The sequence below is a fragment of the Micromonospora sp. NPDC007208 genome (assembly GCF_042869175.1).
Lineage (GTDB): Bacteria > Actinomycetota > Actinomycetes > Mycobacteriales > Micromonosporaceae > Micromonospora > Micromonospora foliorum.
Map to the genome: position 1 here is coordinate 445,122 of NZ_JBIAFG010000002.1, position 21,029 is coordinate 466,150.

The following is a 21,029-nucleotide window of genomic DNA, read 5'->3' on the forward strand; positions in this document are numbered from 1 at the left end:
ACCACACCGCAGGCTGCCCCACCGCCCCGAGCCACCCCACGGTCACCCTTGATCACTTGATGGTGAGTAGCTGGATCGGCCCGCCGACGACTACCGAGCATCAAGTGATCATCGGACGCGCCTGAGGGCGAGGTCGCTCCGGACGCGGGCGGGCGGCGGATTGTCCCACCGGCCCGATACCGTGCCGGAGTAGCGTGATCAGGGAGGTCGCAGGCGTGTCCGAAGGTGGCGGTGTGTCCGAGGAGCAGATCGGTCAGCAGGTCAGCCCGGCGCAGGAGGCGGCGGCCGGGGCTGAGCCGACGCCGCAGGCGCGGGAGCGGCACGCCGCGCTCAGTCAGGAGTTGACCGAGCACCAGTACCGCTACTACGTGCTGGACGCGCCGACCATCCCCGACGCCGACTTCGACCGGCAGTTGCGCGAGTTGGAGGCACTGGAGGAGGAGTTTCCGGCGCTGCGGACGCCCGATTCGCCGACCCAACGGGTGGGCGGCACGTTCTCCACCGACTTCACCCCGGTCACCCACGCCGAACGGATGCTCTCGCTCGACAACGCCTTCGCCGACGAGGAGTTGGCGGCCTGGGCCGAGCGGGTCGAACGCGACGCGGGCGGCCCGGTGCCCTACCTGTGCGAGCTGAAGGTCGACGGGCTGGCGATCAACCTGACCTACGAGAACGGCCGGCTGGTCCGGGCCGCCACCCGGGGCGACGGGCGCACCGGTGAGGACGTCACCGCCAACGTGCGCAGCATCCGGGACGTGCCCAGCCAGCTCGCCCCGTCCGCCGAATTCCCGGACATCCCCGAGCTGGTGGAGGTCCGGGGCGAGATCTACTTCCCGATCGCCGCGTTCGCCGATCTCAACGCGGGCCTGGTGGAGCAGGGCAAGGCGCCCTTCGCCAACCCCCGCAACGCCGCCGCCGGCAGCCTGCGACAGAAGGACCCACGGGTCACCGCCACCCGACCGCTGCGCCTGGTGGTGCACGGCATCGGCGCCCGTCGTGGGTTCCAGCCCACAGCGCAGTCCGAGTCGTACGCGGCACTGAAGTCGTGGGGGTTGCCCACCAGTGACCGGTGGCGGGTCGTCCCGGACCTGGCCGGCGTGGCGGAGTTCATCGCCTACTACGCCGAGCACCGGCACGACGTCGAGCACGAGATCGACGGTGTGGTGGTCAAGGTCGACCCGGTCTCCATCCAGGGCCGGCTCGGGTCGACCAGTCGTGCCCCGCGCTGGGCGATCGCCTTCAAGTACCCGCCCGAGGAGGTCACCACCAAGCTGCTCGACATCGACGTCAACGTGGGGCGCACCGGCCGGGTCACCCCGTTCGCCGTGCTCGAACCGGTGCGGGTGGCCGGTTCCACAGTCGCGCTCGCCACCCTGCACAACGCCCGCGAGGTGGAGCGCAAGGGCGTGCTGATCGGTGACACGGTGGTGCTGCGCAAGGCCGGCGACGTGATCCCCGAGGTGCTCGGCCCGGTGGTCGACCTGCGGCCCGCCGATGCCCGGCCGTTCGTCATGCCGACCACCTGCCCGGCCTGCGGCACCCCGCTCGCCCCGTCGAAGGAGGGCGACGTGGACATCCGTTGCCCCAACACCCGCAGTTGCCCGGCCCAGCTGCGCGAGCGGGTGTTCCACCTCGCCGGTCGCGGTGCCTTCGACATCGAGGCGCTCGGCTACAAGGGCGCGGCGGCCCTGCTGGACGCGGAGGTCATCGCGGACGAGGGCGACCTGTTCCAGCTCGATGCCGAGCAGCTCTCCCGGTCCCCGTTCTTCGTCAACAAGGACGGCAGCCTGGGCAGCAACGCCAGCAAGTTGCTCGACAATCTGGCGGTCGCCCGGGAACGGGACCTGTGGAGGGTGCTGGTGGCGCTCTCCATCCGGCACGTCGGTCCGACCGCCGCCCAGGCGCTCGCCCGGCACTTCCGCTCGATGGACGCCATCGACGCGGCCACCGAGGAGGAGCTGTCCTCGGTCGACGGGGTCGGGCCGACCATCGCGGCGAGCCTCCGGGAGTGGTTCGCGGTGGACTGGCACCGCGAGGTCGTCCGCAAGTGGGCCGAGGCCGGCGTACGGATGGCGGAGGAGGCGGGCGACGAGGGGCCGCGCCCGCTGGAGGGGTTGACAGTGGTGGTGACCGGCACGCTCGCCGGTTTCTCCCGGGACCAGGCCGCCGAGGCCGTGCAGAGCCGGGGCGGCAAGGTCAGCGGGTCGGTCTCCAAGAAGACGAGCTTCGTGGTGGTGGGGGACAACCCCGGGTCGAAGGCCGACAAGGCGGCCAGTCTCAAGGTGCCGGTGCTCGACGAGGACGGGTTCCGGCTCCTGCTGGACGCGGGGCCGGACGCCGCCCGGGACGTCGCTCAGCTGGGCGGCTGACCCCACCGGCGGCTGGGCGCGGCGACTGGCCGCGTATACCAACTTAATTACGACTACGACCGATTCGTGACTGTCATACCGGGAAACTGGGGGCCGAGGGCGTTTCATTGGGTCACGGCGTGCGCACCCGCACGCCGACGGTCGGTCGGGAGGTGTGGTGGAGGTCGCCGACCCACGCAACTCGCTTCCTGCGGGACGGGTCGCACCGTTCGCCGCCTTCGTCGCTGGCATCCTGGCGGTCGCCGCGCTGACCGCCGCCGTTCCACTCGCGACGCTCCCCGACGACCTGTCCCGGCTGCCGGTGGCGTTCTGGACGATGGCCGCGCTCGCCGTGGTCTGCGACGCGCGCCCGTTCGTTCCACCGGGGCGCCGGCAGACGTCGGCCGTGTTCCCGTCCACCTGCTTCACCTTCGCCATCCTGCTCGGCTGGGGGCTCGGCCCGGCGGTGGTGGTGCAGGCGGTGGGGGTGGTCGTCTCGGGTTGGCGGATGCGGCACGCCGCCTGGCGCACGGCGTTCAACGTCGGCCAGTACGCGTGCGCCCTCGCCGCCGCGTACGGGGTGATCCAGCTCGGCTCGGGCACCATCTTCTCCGGCGGGCGGTTGCACTGGACCGACGTGGCGGCGATCGGCGGCGCCGCGCTGGCCTGGTTCGTCGTCAACTACGGGTTGGTCAGCTGGGCGGTGCGGCTGCGTTTCGGGGATCGCTGGTGGCCCACCGTCCGCCAGGGCCTCGGCTTCGAGTTGCTCTCCACCGGTTCACTGCTGCTGCTCGCCCCGGTGCTGGTCGCCGCGGCGCGGGTCAGCGCCGCGCTGATCCCGTTGGTGCTGGTGCCGCTGTTCGCCGTCTACCGGATGGCGCGGTTGACCAACGAACAGCAGCACCTCGCCGCCGCCGACCCGCTGACCGGGCTGCCCAACCGCAAGGCCCTGCTGGCCGAGGTGGCCGAGCAGGTGCACCTGCACGCCGAGCGGACCGCCCGCGGTGAGCCCGACGGGCAGTTGGCGCTGCTGCTGATCGACCTGGACCGCTTCAAGAACGTCAACGACGCCCTCGGGCACGCCGTGGGCGACCGGCTGCTGGTCGAGGTCAGCGCCCGGCTCACCGACATGCAGCCCCGACCAGAGATGATCGCCCGGCTCGGCGGTGACGAGTTCGCCATCGTGATGACCGGGCTGACCGATGTCGCCCAGGCGCGGGAGTTGGCCGACCGGGTGGTCCAGGCGCTGGCCGAGCCGGTGCCGCTCGACGGGCTGCCGTTGGACGTGGGCGGGTCGATCGGGATCGCCCTCTTCCCCGAGCACGGCGAGGACTTCGCCACCCTGATGCGTCACGCCGACGTGGCGATGTACGACGCCAAGCACCGCAACGACACGGTGGCCGTGTACGCCCCGGAGTCCGACCACAACTCCGCCGAGCGACTCGGCCTCCTCGCCGACCTGCGCCGCGTGCTGGAGGCCAGCCCATCGACCGAGGCGCCGTTCGACGCCGAGCCGGCAGGTCAGGCCGAGGGCGTGCAGCCGGACGGGAACGGCCGGCACGGTGTGCCGGGCGACGCCGAGCGGACGGCCGACGTACCCCTTGTCGCGTCGGCGGAGGTGCGCGGCGGTGACGGCGCGGCGCTGCCCACCGGGGCCCCGGCCGAGGGCGCGCTGCCCACCGGGGCGCCGGGCCGGTCCGGGCCCGCGGCGGACCAGGCGCCGGCGGTCACCACGGCACCGCCGGGAGCTGGCCGGTGGTGGGCACGCCGTCGGCGCACCGAGGCCGAGCTGGTGCACTCCGACGAGCTGATCAACCGGATCGCCACCGGAGCCGACCCGATCCGGGGCCGCAACGCCCGTGCCACGGTCGCCGGCACCCGTTCCGGCGCGGCCCGGGAGCGGCGCGCCGGGATCGGTCGACGGTCCCCGAACGGAAGCGCGGTGGGCAAGGGTCGCACCGGGGCGCGGCGGGACGCCGGGTCGGGTAGTCCTGGACAGCCACTCGAATCGACCGGGTGGGCACACGCGGACGACGAGCCGGCCGACGACGCCGGGGAAATCACCATGTACTACCAGCCGCAGATCGCCATCGCGACCGGCGAGGTGGTCGGCGTCGAGGCCCTGCTGCGGTGGCGGCACCCCCGGCGGGGCATGGTCGACCCGGAGGAACTCATCCGGGTCGCCGAGCAGAGCGCCGTGATGCGGCTGCTCACCCGTCGTGTCGTGGACGACGTGGTGGAGCAGTTGGCCAAGTGGTCGGCGGCCGGCATCGGCCTGCGCGCGGCGCTGAACGTGAGCGTGCGCGACCTGCACACCGGCGAGATCGCCGACCAGATCGCCGACCGGCTGGCCCGTTACGGGGTGCCGGCCGAGCGGCTGCAGGTCGAGATCACCGAGGGCGCGTTGATGGCCGACCCGCGCCGGGTGCTGGCCACCATCTCCCGGCTGCACCGGATCGGGGTGGCCATCGCGCTGGACGACTTCGGCACCGGCTACTCCTCCCTCCAGCACCTGCGCCGGTTGCCGCTGGCCGAGGTGAAGGTGGACCGGTCGTTCGTCCTCGGCATGGCCGACGACGCCGACGACGCGGCGATCGTCCGGTCGATGATCGAGCTGGCCGGCGCGCTGGGGCTGCGGGTGGTCGCCGAGGGTGTCGAGGACGAGCGGACCTGGCGGATGCTGCACGCCGCAGGCTGCGACGCCGCTCAGGGCTGGTTCTACGCCCGGCCGATGCCGGCCGAGGAGTTGGTCACCTGGCTGGCCCGGTACCGGCCGGTCCGCCCGACCGGCGGGCACCCGCAGCCGGATGTCGCTCGCCGACCCACCCGCTGACCCGTCACGAGGGCCGCTGGAGGGGGAGTCGGGGACGCGGCACCGGAGCGGAACAATAGACTCGCTCCGGTCACCGCGTGTCACGCTCCACCTGTCGCGCGGCCGGCACATCGCCCGACCAGCAGGAATTCAGAAGGGGGCACGGATGGCCGCCATCTCCCGCGAGGAGGTCGCGCACCTGGCGCGCCTGTCGCGGCTCGCCGTCACCGAGGAGGAGCTGGACACGTTCGCCGGCCAGCTCGACGTGATCCTCCAGGCGGTCGCCCAGGTCGGCGAGGTCGCCGCCGCGGACATCCCGCCGACCTCGCACTCGGTGCCGCTGACCAACATCTTCCGCGAGGACGTCGTCACGCCGTGCCTGACCCCGGAGGAAGCGCTGTCGGGCGCGCCCGACGCCGAGGACCAGCGGTTCCGCGTACCGCGGATCCTGACCGAGGATGTGGCCTCATGAGCGATCTGATCAGCATGACCGCGACGGAGATCGCGGCCCTGGTCGCTGGGGGCGAGGCCTCCGCCGTCGAGGTGACACAGGCGCACCTGGACCGGATCGCCGCGGTCGACGACCGGGTGCACGCCTTCCTGCACGTCGACACCGACGGCGCGCTCGCCGCGGCCCGCGCGGTGGACGAGCGCCGGGCCGCCGGCGAGGAGCTGGGCCCGCTCGCCGGGGTACCGGTCGCGGTCAAGGACGTGCTCGCCACGCGGGGCGTGCCGACCACCGTGGGGTCGAAGATCCTGGAGGGCTGGCGCCCGCCGTACGACGCGACGATCGTGCAGCGGCTGCGGGAGGCCGGCACGGTGATGCTCGGCAAGACCAACATGGACGAGTTCGCGATGGGCTCCTCCACCGAATACTCGGCGTACGGCCCGACGCACAACCCGTGGGACCTGAGCCGGATCCCCGGTGGCTCGGGTGGTGGCAGCGCCGCCGCGCTGGCCGCGTACGAGGCGCCGCTGGCGATCGGCTCGGACACCGGCGGCTCGATCCGCCAGCCCGGAGCGGTCACCGGCACGGTGGGTGCCAAGCCCACCTACGGCGGCACCTCCCGCTACGGGCTGGTGGCCTTCTCCTCGTCGCTGGACACCCCGGGCCCGTGTGCTCGTACGGTGCTCGACGCGGCCCTGCTGCACCAGGTGATCGGCGGGCACGACCCGCGTGACTCCACCTCGATCCCGCAGCCGGTGCCGGACGTGGTGGCGGCGGCGAGGCTCGGCGCGACCGGTGACCTGACCGGTGTGCGGCTCGGCATCGTCAGCGAGTTCGTCGGCGAGGGCGCGGAGCCGGGCGTGATGGCCGCGTTCCGTGAGTCGGTCGACGCGCTGACCAAGATGGGCGCCGAGGTCGTCGAGGTGTCCTGCCCGACGTTCGCGTACGCGCTGCCGGCGTACTACCTGATCGCCCCGAGCGAGTGCTCCTCCAACCTGGCCCGGTTCGACGGCGTCCGGTTCGGCCTGCGGGTCGGCGACGACGGCAACCGGTCGCTGGAGGAGGTCATGTCGCTGACCCGGGAGGCCGGCTTCGGCCCGGAGGTCAAGCGCCGCATCATGATCGGCACGTACGCGCTGTCGTCGGGTTACTACGACGCGTACTACGGGCAGGCGCAGAAGGTCCGGACGCTCATCACCCGGGACTTCACCGCCGCGTTCGAGCGGGTCGACGCGCTGATCTCGCCGACCACCCCGTCGGTGGCGTTCCCGATGGGCGCGCGGACCGCCGACCCGTACCAGATGTACCTGGCCGACCTGTACACGATTCCGACCAACCTGTACGGCGGGCCGGGCATCTCGGTGCCCTGTGGGCTCTCCGAAGGGCTGCCGGTCGGTCTGCAGGTGATGGCCCCGACGATGGCCGACGACCGGATGTACCGGGTCGCCGCCGCGTTGGAGTCCGCCGTCGGCACGTTCACCCCACCGGCGCTGTGAGTCAGGAGTCCCGATGACGACGACACTGCCCGCGTACGACGAGGTCGTTGCGCGCTTCGAACCGGTGATCGGCCTGGAGACCCACGTCGAGCTGGGCACGAACACCAAGATGTTCTGTGGTTGCCCGACCGACTTCGGTGGCGAGCCGAACACCCGGGTCTGCCCGGTGTGCCTGGGTCTGCCCGGCTCGCTGCCGGTGGCCAACAAGGCGGCCATCGAGGCGATCATCCGGATCGGCCTGGCATTGAACTGCTCGATCGCCGAGTGGTGCCGGTTCGCCCGGAAGAACTACTTCTACCCGGACATGCCGAAGAACTTCCAGATCAGCCAGTACGACGAGCCGATCTGCGTCGATGGTTACCTGGACGTCGAGGTGGGCGGCGAGACGGTGCGGATCGAGATCGAGCGGGTGCACCTGGAGGAGGACACCGGCAAGACGCTGCACGTCGGTGGCGCCACCGGCCGCATCCACGGCGCGACGGAGTCGCTCGTCGACTACAACCGGGCCGGCATCCCGCTTGTCGAGATCGTCACCAAGCCGATCACGGGCACCGGTGCGCTCGCCCCCGACGTGGCCAAGGCGTACGTCGCCGAGCTGCGCGACGTGATCCGCACCCTCGGCGTCTCCGACGTGCGGATGGAGGAGGGTTCGCTGCGCTGTGACGTGAACACCTCGCTCAACCTGCCGGGTGAGGAGTGGGGCACCCGTACCGAGACCAAGAACGTCAACTCGCTGCGGTCGGTGGAGCGGGCGGTCCGCTCGGAGATGCTGCGGCAGGCGTCGGTGCTCGACGCGGGCGGCCGGATCACCCAGGAGACGCGCCACTTCCACGAGGACACCGGTGACACCACCCCGGGGCGTTCGAAGGAGACGGCCACCGACTACCGGTACTTCCCGGAGCCGGATCTGGTGCCGATCGCCCCGGACCCGGCCTGGGTCGCCGAGCTGAAGGCCGCCCTGCCGGAGCTGCCCCGGGTGCACCGGCGTCGGCTCCAGGAGCAGTGGGGCCTCTCCGACCTGGACATGCAGTCGGTGCTGAACGCCGGCGCGGTCGAGCTGATCGAGGCCACCGTGGCCGCCGGCACCACCCCGGCCGCGGCCCGCAAGTGGTGGCTGGGTGAGCTGTCCCGCCGGGCCAACGAGAGCGGCGTGGAGCTGGCCGAGGTCGGTGCCACCCCCGCCCAGGTCGCCGAGCTGCAGGGGCTAGTCGACGCCGGCAAGCTCAACGACAAGATGGCCCGCACGGTGCTGGAGGGCGTGGTCGACGGTGAGGGCTCGCCCACCGAGATCATGACCAGCCGGGGCCTGGAGGTCGTGTCGGACACCGGCGCGCTCACCGCCGCCGTGGACGAGGCGATCGCCGCGAACCCCGGCATCGCCGACAAGATCCGCAGCGGCAAGGTCGCGGCGGTCGGCGCACTGGTCGGCGCGGTCATGAAGACCACCCGTGGTCAGGCCGACGCGAAGACCCTGCGTGAGCTGATCCTGGAGCGCCTCGGCGTCCAGGGCTGAGACCCACCCGGAGAAGGCCGCCGCCGCGACCCGGCGGCGGCCTTCCGCCACCCCCTGTCGACTACGCGGCCACCCCGCACCCCTCGCGAGGGCGTCAACGGCGACGCCTGGATGGAGCCACCGTGACCGAGCACGACCTCGATGTCCTCGACGAGATCCAGCGGCGGGTGCTCTGGCTCGCCACCCGGATCGTGGACGCCGCCAATCATGACCGGGCCACCGGCGACGGTGTGAAGGTCGGCGGCCACCAGGCGTCCAGCGCCTCCCTGGTCACGGCGATGACCGCGCTGTGGTTCGCGCACCTGGACGCCGAGGACCGGGTCGCGGTGAAGCCGCACGCGTCTCCGGTGTTCCACGCCATCCAGTACCTGCTCGGCAACCTGGACCGCTCCTACCTGCCCCGGCTGCGCGCCCGCGGCGGCCTCCAGTCGTACCCGTCGCGCACCAAGGACCCGGACAGGTGGACTTCTCCACCGGGTCGGTCGGCCTGGGCGCGGCGGCGCCGCTCTTCGCCGCCGCCACCCGGCGGTACGTCGACGCGCACTTCGGGGCCCGCCCGCACTCCCGGTTCGTGGCGTTGATCGGCGACGCCGAGCTGGACGAGGGCAACATCTGGGAGGCGGTGGCCGACCCGGCGACCACCGGGCTGGGCAACGTGATGTGGCTCGTCGACTTCAACCGCCAGTCGCTGGACCGGGTGGTCCCCGGCATCCGGATCAACCAGTGGCGGGGCCAGTTCGAGGCGGCCGGCTGGCACGTCGTGGAGGTCAAGTACGGCCGGCGGCTCGCCGAGGCGTACGCCCGGCCGGGTGGCGAGGCGCTGCGCGACTGGATCGACGCGATGCCCAACGAGCAGTACCAGTCGCTGTTCGGGTTGGCCGGGCCGGCGCTGCGCAAGCAGTTCCTGGACGGCGCGCCCGCCGGCATCGACGAGCTGATCGCCCACGTCGACGACGAGGAGCTCGGCCCGCTCGTCACCGACCTGGGCGGGCACGACCTTCAGGCGATGCTTGACGCGTACGCCCAGTGCGACGCGGTCACCGACCGGCCCAGCGTCGTCTTCGCGTACACCGTGAAGGGTTGGGGGTTGCCCATCGCCGGCAACCCGCGCAACCATTCGGCGCTGCTCAGCTCGGAGCAGGTCGACACGCTGCGCGCCGCGCAGGGGTTGACCGCCGAGACCGAGTGGGACCGCCTCGACCCGGCGTCACCCGCCGGGATCCAGGCCGGCGCCCGCCGGGAGGCGCTGTCCCGCGCGCCGCGCGAGCGTGCGCTGGGGGTCACCGTTCCGGAGAGCACGGGAGTACGCGCCAACAAGCCGATCTCCACGCAGGAGGTCTTCGGTCGGGTGCTGGTGGACCTGGCGCGGGACCGGGAGGTGGGCCGCTACCTGGTCACCACCGCCCCGGACGTGGCCACCTCCACCAACCTGGCCGGGTTCATCAACAAGACTGGGGTCTTCGCCCCCACCGAGCAGCGCTCCTGGACCGAGGACCGGATGCTGCGCTGGACGGAGAGCCCCGCTGGGCAGCACATCGAGCTGGGCATCTCGGAGATGAACCTGTTCCTGCTGCTCGGCCAGCTCGGGCTCTCCTGGGACCTGTCCGGGCAGCCGCTGCTGCCGGTGGGGACGGTCTACGACCCGTTCGTGCTGCGCGGCCTCGACGCGTTCCTGTACGGCACCTACTCCGGTTCCCGGTTCGTGGTGGCCGGCACCCCGTCCGGCATCACCCTCGCCCCGGAGGGCGGCGCCCACCAGTCCACGATCACCGCGTCGGTCGGCCTGGAGCTGCCCGGGGTGACCTTCGTCGAGCCGGCGTACGCGGCCCCCCTCGACTGGCTGCTCTGCGACGCGCTCGGGCAGATCGCCGGCGGGTCGGCCCCGGTCGCGACCGCCGCGCCCGCCGAGGACGGCGCGTACTACTTCCGGTTGAGCACCCGACCACTGGACCAGGCGCCGTTCGAGGCGGCCCGGGCGCGGCTCGGTGACGCGGTGCTGCGCCGGCAGGTCGTCGCCGGGGCGTACCGGCTGGTCGACGCGCACCAGGCGTACCCGCACCTGGTCGACGCCCCGGTCGTGCAGCTGGCCGCCTCCGGCGCGGTGCTGCCCGAGGTGCTGACCGCCGCGGCGGAGTTGGCCGACGAGGGCATCGCCGCGCACGTGGTGGACGTGACCTCGCTGGACCGGCTCTACCGGGCCTGGCAGCGCACCCTGCGCCAGGGCGTACGGACGGCCACGGTGCCCAGCGTGCCGGGCGCGCTGCGGTCCGCGTTCGCCGACCGGGTGCCGGTGGTGACCGTGCACGACGCCGCGTCGCACGCGATGGCCTGGCTCGGCTCGGCGGTCGGCGCGCCGGCGGTGCCGCTCGGCGTGGACGAGTTCGGCCAGTCCGGCAGCGTCGCCGAGCTGTACGAACTGCACGACCTGCTGCCCGGCAGCATCGTCAACGCCGCACTGGCCGCCATCGCCCTCCGCTGACAGGTCGGCGCCCGCCGGTCCGCCGGCCGGGCGTCGGCGTCGGCTCAGCCGGTCGGCGTGGGCGTGGGCGTGGCGGGGACACCGCCGGTCGGCGTGGGTGTGGGTGTGGCGTTGACACCGGCGGTCGGGTTCTCCACCAGGCGTCGTTCCAGGTTGACCTGGGCCTGCCCGGTGCCGCCGACGGTGATGGTGTCGTACGCCTGGAGCATCTTCTGCTGGTCGAAGTAGAGGACGCTCATCGACAGCGGGGTGGGCTTCTCGCCCTCCAGCCCGCGCAGCCCGGCGCCGCCGGTGGAGCCCTCCACCATCAGCGTGGTGGGCTGCTGCCCGGGGGCCTGCGGCAGTTTGGAGACCTGCCGGGCGTGGGTGTGCCCGGCCAGCACCAGCGGGCAGGTGCCGGCGAGCGGCCCGGCCGAGGCCGGGTCGTGCACGAGGGCGATGTTGACCGGTCGCGGTGAGCTGCGGACCGTCGCGGCGAGCTGGTTACCCGTGCCGATCACCTGGTCGGCCACCTGCTGGGTCAACCCGCTGCCGGCGGGGGAGGTGTTCTTGTCCGGGGTGAAGCGCGGGTCGCCGATGCCGGCGATGGTCAGCCCGGCGACGGTCGTGGTCGTGTTGTTCAACACGATCGCGTTCGGCTGACGGGCCACCGCGGCGGCGGTCTTGCCGGAGTCGTGGTTGCCCCGGATGAAGACGTACGGCTTCTTCAGCAGGCCGATCGAGGCGACGAAGGAGGCTTCCGGCTCGCTGCCCCAGTCGGTGATGTCCCCGGTGTCGATCACCACGTCGATGCCGAACTGCTCCACGACCGTCCGGATCAGCTGCCAGCCGGTCGGGTTGAGGTGCATGTCGGAGACGTGCAGCACCCGCGTGGTGCCCGGGGTCGGCTCCAACAGCGGAAGCGCCGAGACGGTGGTGTAGAGCTGGCTGACGTTGCCCACCAGGCGCTGCAGCTGCTCCGCGTACTTGGTGTAGTCGTTGGCGATCCGGCGGGCGTCACCGACGATGGCCGGCGCGTTGACGAGCAGCCCCTCGTAGCGTGGTTCCTCGATGGCCTGCGGCCGAAGGGTGGCCGCCGCCGTGCCGAGGCTGCCGGCGGTGACCAGCAGCGCCAGCCCACCCGCCCAGGCGGTGCGCCGGACATCGCGGAAGATCAGCCCGGCCAGGATCAACGTGACCAGCACCGACGCGGCGAGGGTACGCAGGCCGAGGCGCATCACCCCGGAGCGGACGTCCTCCACGGCGCTCTGGCTGGCCCGGCTGATGCTGGCCGGGTCGTCGATCAGCGCCTCGGTGCGCCCCTGGTCGAGCGCGCCCAGCCGGACGGTGAGGTGGGTCGGCCCGTCGTGGCTGTCGAGCAGCAGCGCGCCGAGCGGCGGAATGTCGACCGTGGTGCCGCCCTCGCGGGCGGGGGAGATGCTGAGGTTGGCCCGGAACGGGCCGATGTCGGTGCTCACCTGACCGCCGGCCAGCACCCCGAGCACCGCCCCGCCGAGGGCCACGGCGAGGACGGCGACGATCAGCCCGAGGCGGCGTAGCGGGCCGGCGACGCCGACCCGCCAACCCGCCGGGCGCGGCCGATCGTCGCCGGTCACCGGGTCGTCCCGGTCATCGGCGTCGTCGTGCCGCTCGTCGCGTTGCCCGTCCATGCTGAAAGTCTGACCTGCCCGCTGAAAGATCTTGGCAAACCTGAACCGATGGTGACGAAGTCAGCTGCGTCCGCCGTCACCGCCCGCGAAGACCACCCGCAGGAGCCGGTCGTCGTCGCCCGCCGGGTCGCCCCGCCCGTCGTGGTTGGAGGTGCTCACCCAGAGCGACCCGTCCGGTGCCGCGGCCACCGCGCGCAGCCGCCCGTAGCGGTTGGTGAGCAGCTCACTGGGCTGACCGAGCAGCGTGCCGGTGTCGGTCAACTCCATCACCCAGAGGCGCTTGCCGCGCAGGCAGCCGGTGACCAGCAGCCGGTCCGTGGCGGCCAGACCGGAGCAGGACGCGTCCGACGTCGCCCACTGCGCGATCGGGTCGGTGAACCGCTTGTCGCCGGCCTGACCCTCGACCTCCGGCCAGCCGTAGTTGCCGCCCTTGGTGATCTGGTTGATCTCGTCCCAGGTGTTCTGACCGAACTCGACGGCGTACATCCGCTTCGCGGCGTCCCAGGCGAAACCCTGCACGTTGCGGTGCCCCAGGGACCAGACCGGGGAGTTGGGGTACGGATTGCCGGCGGCCGGCTTGCCGTCCGGGGTGATCCGGAGGATCTTGCCGCCGAGGCTCTTCACGTCCTGGGAGAGGGGGCGCTGACCGGCGTCACCCGTGCTGACGTAGAGCTGCTTGTCCGGGCCGAAGCCCAGCCCACCGCCGTTGTGCACGTTGGCCTTGGGGATGCCGGTGAGGATCGCTGTGGGCTGCCCGCCGAGTCGCAGCCGGGCGACCCGGTTGTCCTCCTCGGCGGTGTAGTAGACGAACACCGTTTGGTCCCGGGCGTAGTCGGGGGAGACGGCGATGCCGAGCAGGCCACCCTCTCCCGCCGCAGCCACGCCGGGGATCGTCTGCACCGGGCGGACCCGCAGCCCGTCCGGCCCGGACTCGGGCCCGACCTGCAGGATCCGGCCGTTGTCCCGTTCGGTGACCAGCGCGCCGCCGTCCGGCAGGAAGGCGATGGCCCAGGGCACCCGCAGACCCTTGGCGAGCACGGTCGCCACCGCCTGCTGGCCGGCGCCGCCGGGGCTCGCCGACGCGGACGGGGTCGGCAGGTTGGGCGGCTCGCCGGCCGGGTCGGGCTCCGGCTCGCCGAAGCTGCAACCGGCGGCGAACAGCAGCGCCGCGCAGGACGCCGCGAGGGCCGCCCGGAGGCGGCGGATGCGAGGGTACGGGGGACGGGCGCTCACCCGGCCCAGGGTAGCCCGCCGCGCGCCCCGGCCGGACCCGTCGAGATCCAACGGGTGCCGACGACCCGCCCGATGGTCCCCGGTGGACCGCTCACCGCGCCCGTACGGCCAGCAGCGCGGTGTCGTCCTCGCGGTGCCGGATCGAGGCGAGCAGCAGGTCGCACAGGTCGTCGAGGGGCAGCGTGTCGGTGCCGTTCAACCGGCTCACCAGCTCGACCAACCCCTCGTCGATGGAGCGGTCCCGCCGTTCGATCAACCCGTCGGTGTAGAGCAGCAGGGTGTCGCCGGTGGCCAGACTGGTCGACTGGCTGCTCCGGGGTGACGGGCGGGCCAGGCCGAGCAGCGGTTCCGGCGTCGCCTCCAGGGTCTCGACCGCCCCGCCGACGCGGACCACCACTGCCGGCGGGTGCCCGGCGTTGGACCAGGTCACCTCGTGCACACCGGCGCGCTGCGGACAGATCCGGACCAGCGTCGCGGTGGCGGCGATCGGCAACCGCAGGCCACGGATGGCGCCATCCAGGTTGCTCATCAGCGACCCGACCGCGTCCGGCCGGCCGAAGGCGTTGCCCCGCACCAGGTTGCGCAGCTGACCCATGGTCGCCGCCGCCTCGATGTCGTGCCCGGCCACGTCCCCGATCGCGGCGATCACGTCGCCGTCGGGCTGCACGAAGGCGTCGTACCAGTCGCCGCCCACCTCCACCCGGTCGGCCGCCGGCTGGTAGCGGGCCGCCAGCTCCAGCTCCGCCACCACCGGCAGCCGGGGCAGCATGCTGTGTTGCAGGACCTCGGCGACGTGCCGCTGCTCGCCGTACATCGAGCTGTTGCCGACGGCCTGACCGGCCCGGCGGCCGATGTCGACGGCGGTGAGCAGGTCCCGGTCGTCGAACTGCTGACGTTGGCCGCCGTTGACGAGGGTGATCGCCCCCAGCACCGTGCCGCCGACGCCCCGCACCGGCACGCTCAGGTAGGAGGCGATGCCCAACCGACTGGCGATGGAGGCCATCTCCGGGTCGGTGGTACCCCTCGTCACGTCGGCCAGGGACGCCACGCTGCCGAGCCGGGGCTGGCCGGTCCGGAGCACCGCCCGGATGCTCGACTCGGAGCTCAGCCCGGTGCGCAGCAACTCGCCGAAGCGGTCGACGTCCGCCGCGCGGGCCGGGTCCCGGTGCACCGAGACCACCTCGCGGGGCAGACCGGTCGGCCCGATCAGGGTGAGCAGGCACCAGTCGGCGAGCAGCGGCACCATGGTGGCGGCGAGCCGGCGCAGCGCGGTGCTCACGTCGAGGGTGCCGGCCAGCGTCTCGCTCACCCCGGCCAGCAGCTCCAGCCGCTCGTGCGCCTGCACGACCCGCCGCCGGGCCTCCTGCGCGCCGTCGAGCGCGATCCGCAGTCGCAGCTCCGACGAGCAGGCGGCGGCCAGGTCGGCCAGGGTCCGCAGCTGCGCGGCCGTCCAGGCGCGGGGCTTGCTGTCGATGGCGCAGAGCGAGCCGAGCACCCGGCCGGAGAGGTCGGTCAGCGGCATCCCGGCGTACGCGACCACGCCGAGGTCGTCGATGGCCAGATTGTCCCGGACACGGGGGTAGAGCCGGGCGTCCGGCAGCACCATCGGCGTCTCGATGTCCACCACGTGCTGACAGAACGAGTGGCTCAGCGGGGTCTGCCGGCGCTGCGACCAGGGCTCCGGCAGCCCGACCGCGCCCGGGAAGAACTGCCGGTCGGCGGAGACCAGGGAGACCAGCGCGACCGGCACGTCGAGGAGGTCACTGACCAGCCGGGCGAACCGGTCGAACGCCTCGTCCGGGGCGGCGTCCAGCCCGGTGTCGGCGAGCGCGCGCAACCGCGCCGGATCGCCGAGCACCGAGGGTGGCGCGATCGAACGCCGGGCGGTGCCGGGGGAGCCGTCGGTCATCGAGCACCTGTCTGCCGGGGCGGAGGCCGACCGGCCCTCCGACCCTTCGTTATACCTCGTGAGGGGCGGAGTCGAACATCGGTGTGCTGAGTCTCGCCCGCCCCGACGCCGCGCGCCATCCCCCGGGACGCCGGTTCGCCGCCGCGCCTCCACCGGCCGCGATGCCGGGGACTATCGTCGGCGGACGTGAAGGTATGGATTCCGCACCAGGCCGGCCTGGACCTCCTGGGCGAGCTGCCCGCGGACGTGACGGTGGAGGTCTTCGAGCACACCGACCGGATGCCGTCCGAGCCGGCCGACGTCCGCTTCTGGGTGCCGCCGTTCCTGGGTGGCTCGGACGGTACGGCGCTGCTGCGGGAGCTGCCCGACCTGGCGGTGGTGCAGTTGCTCTCCGCCGGGGCGGACGCCTGGGCCGGCCGGATGCCGCCGGCTGTCACGCTCTGCGATGCCCGGGGCGTGCACGACCCCTCCACCGCCGAGTGGGTCGTCACCGCGATCCTCGCCCAGCTGCGGGCGTTCCCGGCGTTCGTCCGCGCGCAGGCCGAGCGGCGCTGGACGTACGCGGAGAACACCCCGACCGACGAGCTGACCGGCAAGCGGGTGCTCATCATCGGCGCCGGCTCGATCGGCGCCGCGGTGCGCGACCGGCTCGCCCCCTTCGACGTGAGCTTCACCCTGGTCGCCAGGACGGCCCGCCCGGAGCAGGGGGTGCACGCCGTCGAGGAGCTGCCCCGGCTGCTGCCCGACGCCGACGTGGTGGTGGTGCTGGTGCCGCTCACCGAGCAGACCCGTGGCCTGATCGACAAGGCGTTCCTGGCCGCGATGCCGGACGGGGCGCTGCTGGTCAACGCCTCCCGGGGCCCGGTGGCGCACACCGACGCGCTCGTCGCGGAGCTGGGCACCGGTCGGATCTCGGCGGCGTTGGACGTCACCGACCCGGAGCCGCTGCCCGCCGACTCCCCGCTCTGGGTCATGCCGAACGTGCTGCTCACTCCGCACGTCGGCGGGTCGGTGCGCGGGTTGTGGCCACGGGCCTACCGACTGGTGGGCGATCAGGTCCGCCGCTTCGCCGCCGGGGAACCGCTGATCAACACGGTGGTCGACGGCTACTGACCGGGCGTGTCCGCCGGAGCGCCCGGCAGTGGCTGGCCGGTCGCCGCGACCAGCCGGGGCAGATCCGCCCCACGGACGGCCGGCAGGGTGACCTGGTGGCCGTCGTCCAGCCGGGCGACCGCGCGCCCGCGCTGGTCGGTGGTCAGCTCGAGGACCCGGTCCCAGTCGATCCGACGCTGCCCGGCCAGCGCGCGGATACGCAGCTCCCGCGCGTCGGCGTCGGTGCCGGCCCGCCAGGCCCACACCGCGACGGCGAGCGGGACGAGCAGCACCGGCAGCAGGTAGGCCCGGGCGTTGGCCAGCGGCAGGGCGCCGACGAAGGCGATGATCGCGGCCACCAGGATGGCTTGGTTGTACCGGAAACGGACCGTGTCGGGCTTACTCACCCTCCGATGATCCCACTCCCGGTCGTTTCGGCTCGCGGCGGGCGGTGCCAGCAGCGTGCGGTACGCCGTACAGTGACACAGGTCGTTGTCTCATCTGAGTGACCGGCAAGTAACCAATTCGGCCGTCCATCGTTGCCAATCGTGGGTAGCGGACTCGCAATGTCCGATGTCCCGCACCGCCGCACCGCCCCCGTGCCCCCTCACGAAGGCGACCGCCGTGCTCCTCGCGTACCCGTTCCGCGTCCTCGTCCTCCGCCGTGCGGCACCGGAGGCCGCCACGTCCGTGGCGGTGGCGCTGCTGCTCCTCGCCGGTGCCGCCGACCTGGTCCCGACCTCGGTGGTGATCGCGCTGGCCGCCGGTGCCGGCGCCACGCTCGCCGGGCTGCGACTCTCCCGGCTGGCCACCCGACGCGGCACCGAGCCGATCCCGCGCGCGGCGGGCGTGCTGCTCGACGCGGCGGTGGTGGTGGCGGGTCTCACCGCCGTCGTGCTGCCCCTGGCCGACATCGGGCACACCGTCGCCGTGCCGATCGGGTCGCTGGTCGTGGCGGTCCTCTCGGCGACCGCTCTGTACCGGCTCCCCGGACGATCGCGGCTGGCGGCCTCGGTCCGGCTGCGCTGGCTGGTCGAGTCGACCGGCCCGGCCGTCGGTCTGGCCCTCGCCGGCTGGCTGCTGCTGCCCCGCGACGGCCAGCCGGGCCCGGTTCGGCTGGTCTGCGCGTTGACGCTCGGCGGGTTGGGCATGGCCGCGTTGAACGCGTTCGCGGGGCCGCGGCGGCGCTCGGGTGCGGCGCTCTGCCGGGGCGGCGTCCTGCTCACCCTGGGCGGGCTGGTGCTGCTGGCCATGGTGCCGTCCGCGCCGGCCGGGCGGGTGGCCCTGCTGGCCGTACCCCCGTTGGTGTTCGGGATGTTGCTCGTCGCGGTCGGCGCCGCGGGTGCGGCGGACGACGCGGAGCCCGCGGAGCCGGTCGCCGCGGCCTGGCCCCGGGCGGTGCTTCCCGCGGCGGTGCTGCTGCTGGCATCGGGTCTGCACCTGGGCGCCGGCCGCGCACCGGACCGGACGAGCGTGCTGTTGGCCCTGGCGGCGGTGCCGCCCCTGGTGCTGCGCGAGCTGCTGCGCGCGACTGACGCGCCCACGTCTGGTCGGCGGGCCGCTCATCGCCGGCCCGCCGGCCGGTCGCTTCGGCACCGCCGTGCGGCCCCGGCGCCCTGGCCGGGCACGCGGGAGCCGCCGCCCGAGCGAGACCGCCGCGCAGCGGAGGCGGCCACCGCGATGGGTGTCGACTCGACCTGGTCGCCTGATCACGGTCCCGTGTGGTCGGGGCTCAACCGGCGACCCGCCACGGCGGCGAGCGGCACCCCCGGCGACCGGGCCGCCCTGCTGGACGCCCTGGCCGCGATCGGCGACGTCCCAGTGCCGACCGGCGCGCTGCTGCTGGTGGACCTGCACGGCACCGAGGGGATCGGCCCGACGGCCCGGGAGGACGTGCTGGCCGAGGCGGTGCACCGGGCCCGTGCGGTCATCGCCGCCGACGATCTGGTCACCGGGTGCACGGGTACCGGCTTCGCGGTGGTCACCGCCGCCGGCCCGGTGCTGGCGTACGCGCTGGGCACCCGACTGCTGAGCGCGCTCGGCCCGCCCTACCGGCTGGCCGGCGCGACGCTGCGCGTGCAGACGAGCATCGGGTTGGCAGAGGTGAGCGGCGCCGGGCCGGCCGACGTGCTCCGGCAGGCCGAGCTGGCCCGACGACGGGCCGTGCAGCTGGGCCGGGACCGGGTGGAGTGGTACGACGCGTTCCTGGAGGAACAGCTGGTGCGCCGGCTCGACCTGGAGCGGGAGTTGCCCGGTGCGGTGGCGCGCGGCGAACTGGATCTCGTCTACCAGCCGGTGGTCGACCTGGCCGACGGGCAGCCGGTGGGCGCGGAGGCGCTGCTGCGGTGGCGCAGCCCAGTGCTCGGCACGGTGCTCCCGACCGAGTTGCTGCCGGTCGCCGAGGACCTGGACCTGGTCGGTGAGTTGGAGTGGTGGGTGCTGGACCGGGCCTGCCGGCAGTTGTCCGACTGGTCGGTGGGCGTCCGGGAGCTGTGGATGGCGGTCAACGTCACGACCCGGGAGCTGACCACTCCGGACTTCGTCCAGCGGCTCGCGGCCGTGCTGGCCGCGTACGGGGTGCCGCCGGAGCGACTGGTGGTGGAGGTCAGCGAGCCGAGGGTCGCCGGTGACCTGCCGACCGTGGTGGCTCGGCTGGCCGGGCTCCGGTCGCTGGGCGTACGCACCGCGTTGGACGACTTCCGGGCCGAGCACGCCTCACTGGCCCAGCTACGCCGACTGCCGATCGACCTGCTCAAGGTGGGCCCGGAGTTGGTCGGCGCACGGCCGGACGGGCAGCCGCCGCTGATCGACGTGGTGGTCAACGTGGGTGAGCGGCTGGGCGTCGAGATCGTCGCCGAGGAGCTGGAGTCGTCGACCCAGGTCGAGGGGGCGCGCCGGGGCGGTTGCCGGTACGGGCAGGGGTTCGCGCTGGCCCGGCCGGCGACCGCCGAGCGGGTCGAGGCGTACTTCGAGGAGTTTCCCTCCGCGTCCCGCTGAACCGGTTCATCTCCCTCGGGGCGGTGCGGTGCTGCCACGCGGGGTGAGGTGGGGTGTCTCGTCCTGCACCCGGCCGGCGGGCTGCCCGGCGACGACGGCGAGCAGTTGCCGGGCGGCGTGCGCGCCGTACGCCGGGATGTCCCGGCCCAGCGCGGTCAGCGGCGGGTGCACCAGCCGGCACAGCGGCGAGTCGTCCCAGGCCACGATGGACAGGTCGCCGGGCACGGTCAGGCCCATCTCCTGGGCGACGGAGAGCCCGGCGATGGCCATCACGTCGTTGTCGTAGATGACCGCGGTGGGCCGGTTGGCCGAACTGAGCAACCGGCGGGTGGCCCGGCCGCCCTCCTCGCCCGTGTAGTCGGACCAGACAGTGGCCGCGTCGACCAGGTCGAGCCGCCGGCAGACCGCCGCGAAGGCGTCGGTGCGGATCTCGGTGTGCCGCAGGTCGGGCAGGCCGGCGACCCGGGCGATCCGCCGGTGCCCGAGCGCGACCAGATACTCCACCGCCTCGGTCAGCGCGGCGGCGTCGTCGGACCAGAGACTCGCCAGCTCACCGGTGCCGCCGGGGCCACCGATCACCACCGCCGGCAGTTGCAGCTGTTCGAGTGCGGGAATGCGACTGTCGTCGGTGCGCAGGTCGCAGACGAGCACCCCGTCCACCCGTCGTTCGCCCCACCAGCGCCGGTAGACCGCGATCTCGGCGTCGTGGTCGGCCACCACCTGCAACGTCAGCGCGTACGAGCGCGCGGAGAGTTCGGCCTCGACGCCACTGATCAGCGCCATGAAGAACGGCTCGACGCCGAGGGTCCGGGCCGGTCGGCACAGGGCCAGGCCGATCGCCCCGGCGGCGGCGGCCGAGAGGGCGCGGGCGGCACTGCTCGGGCTGAACCCGATCTCGGTGGCGATGGCCAGGATGCGCTGCCGGGTGGCCTCGGAGACACCGGGCTGCCCGTTCAGGGCGTACGACACGGCGCCCTTGGACACCCCGGCGCGTTGGGCGACATCGGCGATGGTCGGCCGCTTCACCGGCGTGCTCCTTCGCTCTCTGGCCGT

12 protein-coding genes and 1 pseudogene are annotated in these 21,029 nt (G+C 73.4%); 8 read left to right on the top strand and 5 right to left on the bottom strand.

Annotated features, from left to right (window positions below; translation table 11 throughout):
* Positions 1–233 precede the first annotated feature (233 nt).
* From ligA to ACFYL6_RS05605, 6 genes and pseudogenes are all read left to right on the top strand, one after another.
* A complete protein-coding gene (gene ligA, locus ACFYL6_RS05580; RefSeq protein ID WP_387167878.1) occupies positions 234–2,369 on the top strand; it encodes an NAD-dependent DNA ligase LigA in 2,136 nt (711 codons plus the stop codon).
* Positions 2,370–2,526: 157 nt separating this feature from the next.
* Positions 2,527–5,181 carry a putative bifunctional diguanylate cyclase/phosphodiesterase gene (locus tag ACFYL6_RS05585; RefSeq protein ID WP_387167881.1) on the top strand — a complete coding sequence of 885 codons (2,655 nt, stop codon included), beginning with the start codon at positions 2,527–2,529 and terminating at the stop codon, positions 5,179–5,181.
* A gap of 145 nt (positions 5,182–5,326) precedes the next feature.
* Positions 5,327–5,632, top strand: a complete 306-nt coding sequence (gene gatC, locus ACFYL6_RS05590; RefSeq protein WP_091393256.1) for an Asp-tRNA(Asn)/Glu-tRNA(Gln) amidotransferase subunit GatC — start codon at positions 5,327–5,329, stop codon at positions 5,630–5,632.
* Complete coding sequence (gene gatA, locus ACFYL6_RS05595; protein ID WP_387167885.1) at positions 5,629–7,104, top strand: Asp-tRNA(Asn)/Glu-tRNA(Gln) amidotransferase subunit GatA; 1,476 nt, start codon at positions 5,629–5,631, stop codon at positions 7,102–7,104. Before gatC ends, gatA begins: the two co-directional genes overlap by 4 nt.
* 13 nt (positions 7,105–7,117) lie before the next feature.
* Positions 7,118–8,617: an Asp-tRNA(Asn)/Glu-tRNA(Gln) amidotransferase subunit GatB gene (gene gatB / locus ACFYL6_RS05600; RefSeq protein ID WP_387167888.1), complete on the top strand. Its 1,500-nt coding sequence runs from the start codon at positions 7,118–7,120 to the stop codon at positions 8,615–8,617.
* Positions 8,618–8,739: 122 nt separating this feature from the next.
* Positions 8,740–11,096, top strand: a pseudogene (locus ACFYL6_RS05605) (pyruvate dehydrogenase).
* Between the two features lie 44 nt (positions 11,097–11,140).
* Here the strand turns inward: ACFYL6_RS05605 and ACFYL6_RS05610 are convergent.
* The 3 genes from ACFYL6_RS05610 to ACFYL6_RS05620 form a co-directional block, all read right to left on the bottom strand.
* Positions 11,141–12,745 (bottom strand): metallophosphoesterase, encoded by a 1,605-nt coding sequence (locus ACFYL6_RS05610; protein WP_387167891.1) that lies wholly within the window; start codon positions 12,743–12,745, stop codon positions 11,141–11,143.
* A 60-nt stretch (positions 12,746–12,805) separates the two neighbouring features.
* Positions 12,806–13,978, bottom strand: a complete 1,173-nt coding sequence (locus ACFYL6_RS05615) for a PQQ-dependent sugar dehydrogenase (RefSeq protein ID WP_387167894.1) — start codon at positions 13,976–13,978, stop codon at positions 12,806–12,808.
* A gap of 91 nt (positions 13,979–14,069) precedes the next feature.
* Positions 14,070–15,887 carry a SpoIIE family protein phosphatase gene (locus ACFYL6_RS05620; protein WP_387167896.1) on the bottom strand — a complete coding sequence of 606 codons (1,818 nt, stop codon included), beginning with the start codon at positions 15,885–15,887 and terminating at the stop codon, positions 14,070–14,072.
* A 186-nt stretch (positions 15,888–16,073) separates the two neighbouring features.
* Here ACFYL6_RS05620 and ACFYL6_RS05625 point away from each other — a divergent pair, with 186 nt between their 5' ends.
* Positions 16,074–17,000 (top strand): 2-hydroxyacid dehydrogenase, encoded by a 927-nt coding sequence (locus ACFYL6_RS05625; protein WP_387167899.1) that lies wholly within the window; start codon positions 16,074–16,076, stop codon positions 16,998–17,000.
* Here the strand turns inward: ACFYL6_RS05625 and ACFYL6_RS05630 are convergent.
* Positions 16,994–17,386, bottom strand: a complete 393-nt coding sequence (locus ACFYL6_RS05630) for a PH domain-containing protein (protein ID WP_387167902.1) — start codon at positions 17,384–17,386, stop codon at positions 16,994–16,996. The genes ACFYL6_RS05625 and ACFYL6_RS05630 overlap by 7 nt on opposite strands.
* 217 nt (positions 17,387–17,603) lie before the next feature.
* On the opposite strand from ACFYL6_RS05630, the gene ACFYL6_RS05635 reads away from it, so the two are divergent.
* Complete coding sequence (locus ACFYL6_RS05635) at positions 17,604–19,976, top strand: EAL domain-containing protein (protein WP_387167905.1); 2,373 nt, start codon at positions 17,604–17,606, stop codon at positions 19,974–19,976.
* A gap of 6 nt (positions 19,977–19,982) precedes the next feature.
* On the opposite strand, the gene ACFYL6_RS05640 is transcribed toward ACFYL6_RS05635, so the two are convergent.
* Entirely contained in the window at positions 19,983–21,002 is a 1,020-nt protein-coding gene (locus ACFYL6_RS05640; RefSeq protein ID WP_387167907.1) for a LacI family DNA-binding transcriptional regulator, read from the bottom strand.
* Positions 21,003–21,029 lie beyond the last annotated feature (27 nt).

What these genes read in the sequence shown, in the direction of transcription:
- ACFYL6_RS05620 (WP_387167896.1), bottom strand. Translation starts at nt 15,887, where the DNA reads ATGACCGACGGCTCCCCCGGCACCGCCCGGCGTTCGATCGCGCCACCC.
- gatC (WP_091393256.1), top strand. Translation starts at nt 5,327, where the DNA reads ATGGCCGCCATCTCCCGCGAGGAGGTCGCGCACCTGGCGCGCCTGTCG.
- gatB (WP_387167888.1), top strand. Translation starts at nt 7,118, where the DNA reads ATGACGACGACACTGCCCGCGTACGACGAGGTCGTTGCGCGCTTCGAA.
- ACFYL6_RS05610 (WP_387167891.1), bottom strand. Translation starts at nt 12,745, where the DNA reads ATGGACGGGCAACGCGACGAGCGGCACGACGACGCCGATGACCGGGAC.
- gatA (WP_387167885.1), top strand. Translation starts at nt 5,629, where the DNA reads ATGAGCGATCTGATCAGCATGACCGCGACGGAGATCGCGGCCCTGGTC.